Source organism: Calothrix sp. CBUCES-K 9914, from assembly GCF_059640475.1.
Window position 1 is genome coordinate 1 of the sequence record NZ_JBXXZH010000497.1, and the last position, 2,588, is coordinate 2,588.

At 39.1% G+C, this 2,588-nt stretch carries 2 protein-coding genes; both read right to left on the reverse strand.

Annotated elements, in window-relative coordinates; all coding sequences use genetic code 11:
* Window positions 1–1,202: RNA repair domain-containing protein (locus AC2JBO_RS44425; RefSeq protein ID WP_496959998.1), on the reverse strand; the 1,202-nt coding region annotated here is incomplete at its 3' end.
* Between the two features lie 4 nt (window positions 1,203–1,206).
* Window positions 1,207–2,343, reverse strand: a complete 1,137-nt coding sequence (locus AC2JBO_RS44430; protein WP_496959999.1) for an AAA family ATPase — start codon at window positions 2,341–2,343, stop codon at window positions 1,207–1,209.
* Window positions 2,344–2,588 lie beyond the last annotated feature (245 nt).

Below are 2,588 nucleotides of genomic sequence, written 5' to 3' on the forward strand. Positions count from 1 at the left end.
CTTTGATAAATTGGACTAATTGTAGTTAAGTCGATTTTATCTGGTATGTAAGGCGCCTCAACATTAAAGACTGCACGCACTCCAAAATGGTCGGATGGATAAAGTCCTTTTGTAGCATTTATTGGTGTGCAAGCAAATAGGTCTATTGATTGTGGAATGTAATTACCTCGTAGTAAAATTCTGTCTAATCTTCCAGGTTTACCAGAAAGACTTAATAATGCAGCTAAAGAATTACGGTCTGGGTCAAAAGTGTAACCTGCTTCATAAGGATGTAGTAGTTGCCAAACGTCTGTAAAACCAGCGTTTGTTAAAATTTCTTCTTGTTCGTTACCTCGCATATTAAAGTCACCCACAATTAAGCTGTCTCCAGATTGATTTTGTAGGTATGCAAGTAGTACTGAAAGCTGCTGCGCGCGTTTCTCTACAGCATTTTCCGCGCGGCTACTAGTTAAATGTACTACTGCTACATGTAATAATTTATCGTTGATTTGCCATGTCCCTACTAGTACATGTTTGGCGCCAAAAAATTTATGTTCTACTAATGTAAACGGGAAGCGTGATAATAATAAGTTCCCGTAGGGTTTTACTGTATCTCCGATGTTTGATTCGGAGATAAAATAATTACGTATCCAATTCTGTGATAGAAGGGATTCAACGAATTGCGGTGTTGCTTCTTGAATGGCAATAATATCAGCTTCGCATTGACGCAATTGCTGAAAAATCGCTGGTAATCGTTTTTCGGTTTGGATTTTCTCCCTTTCGTAGAGGTTAAAGAGTATGTTAAAAGTTGCAACTGTAAACTTGTCTATTTTGATATTTTGTGATATTTCATTATTTTTCCATTCTTGGGTATCATATTTATAAACAGGTCTAACGTTAAATATTGGCGCCTCAATATCTATTTCTGTTTGTGTAGCATTACTTTTCCAAGCAGTGGAAGGTAACTGTCCTGTTGATATCAAGTCTATATGCTTTTCTCTATCCCAGACAGTAATATCTCCACAGCGAATGTAACGGATGCGGTGCATAGGAATGTCTCCATCTGTTGCCCATTGGGCTAATGGTTTTTCTCGTATTCCATCAGATGATATGTGTTCTGTGTAATATGCTATGAATGCGCTTCGATTAAGGCGTTCGTCCCAAATGATGCGATTATATATTTCATTTATGGGCGCCATTCTTTGTTTTTCTGTTTTTGACATAATTTTATTTTTTATGAGTAGGGTGGGCAGTGCCCACACAATTTACTTTATGTGCTTCGGTAATATTAGGCACTTCTAGGCGGTTTCTCATTTTGTAGAGAATTTTTTCTGGTACTTTAGCTGTACGTTTTCTGTTTCTTTCTAATAATGTATTCCAAGGTGCCTCTAAATAGACAATGCGGATTTTGGCTTGATAACTAGCAAATAAACGAATTAGCATTCCGCGTAATTGACTACTTAGGTTTGTTGCATTCCAAACAAAAGATTCTCCGTTGCGTAGGTATTGCTTGGCTAATATCTTTGCTGCGTTTACAACTTCTCCTTGATTTTCGTCTGGGTCAATATCCATAGTTTGACGCAGTTGATCAAGAGAGATAACTTTCCAGTCAGGAAGATTTTCTTGTATCCAAGTGTCTTTACCCGAAGCTGGAAGTCCTGACATCATGACTACTTGTACGCGCGTATCATCATAAGCTTCGTAGTCTGGGTTGCCTTGTTCTTTTTGGAAATAAATAAATCGACTATGGGAATTTGCAAATTGTCGGGGTTGATGGAAGCATTTATTTTCAAGAGCGTATTCCCGAAAAAACTCCACACGTTCTAGTAACTGTGCTTGGTCATTACAGTAGCGTCCGCGTACATCTGCTTCTGCCAGCATTGCCAACATATCGCATCTGACAATTTGACTCGCCTTAATAACCGACCGTTCGGGATTTGGTTTATCCCAAAACCATAAAGGTAAGCTGCCATATTTAACTAAAGCAACTATTGTTTCGCGTTCCTTAAAGGGTACATTCATATCCCAAAGTATTTGCTGTGCCATTTTTGCACCTTGGAGTACGTGACCTTTCGAGGAAATGGCGCCCGAAGTATCAATTTGAGTGGCAGCAGGTTTTGCGACATCATGAAGTAATGCCGCAGCAAATAATATAGAACGTGAATGTACTGGTAACTGGCGCCATTGAGGTAATGCAACTAATGCCTCACATACAAGTTTCGTATGTATAAGTACATTACCCTCTGCATGATAACGTGGGTCTTGGGGACAATCAGCAAGCGCGCGTAACCATTCAAATTCTGATTCCAGCACTGCCCAATTTATTGACCAATTAGTTTCATCAGGACAATAAGGAAAACTCATACCTATATCCTCCTCCTCTGTGTTCTCTATGTATATTTAGTAAATAAAATTACATTGCATTTGAATTTGATCCCCCCAACCCCCCGCGTGGAAGGCAGGGCTGTTTGATTCTAAAAATAAAAATCGCTATTGCCCTTTGTGTTCTTCGTGTCTACCCTGCGGGAAATCCTCCGGATTATGTGGTTCTTTAAAGAAATAAACCACAAAGGGCACAAAGGGCACAAAGAAAAGAAGAAGTTACGTGT

What these genes read in the sequence shown, in the direction of transcription:
- AC2JBO_RS44430 (WP_496959999.1), bottom strand. Translation starts at nt 2,343, where the DNA reads ATGAGTTTTCCTTATTGTCCTGATGAAACTAATTGGTCAATAAATTGG.